Origin of the sequence: Citrobacter sp. Cpo045, from assembly GCF_030332875.1 — a bacterium.
GTDB classification, from domain to species: Bacteria; Pseudomonadota; Gammaproteobacteria; order Enterobacterales; family Enterobacteriaceae; genus Citrobacter; species Citrobacter portucalensis.
On sequence record NZ_JAOWGZ010000012.1, the window covers coordinates 1 to 334 of the forward strand.

Genomic DNA, 334 nt, shown 5'->3' on the forward strand with positions numbered 1-334 from the left:
TGTTCGCCTGCTCTGTCGGGTGCTGGATGTTCATCCCAGTGGTTTTTACGCCTGGCTTCAGCAGCCGCATTCACAACGCCATCAGGCAGACCTGAGACTGACAGGACAGATTAAACAGTTCTGGCTGGAATCGGGATGCGTCTATGGTTATCGCAAAATCCATCTGGATCTGCGGGACAGCGGGCAACAGTGCGGAGTGAACAGAGTCTGGCGACTGATGAAACGTGTCGGGATAAAGGCTCAGGTCGGATACCGGAGCCCGCGGGCACGTAAAGGCGAGGCCAGTATCGTGTCGCCCAACAGGCTCCAGCGACAGTTCAATCCGGATGCTCCG

General features: G+C 56.9%; 1 protein-coding gene. It reads left to right on the plus strand.

Annotation, left to right across the window (positions count from 1 at the left end; genetic code table 11):
- On the plus strand, nt 1–334 hold a 334-nt coding region (locus tag OGY13_RS00075), incomplete at both ends, for an IS3 family transposase (RefSeq protein WP_286637507.1).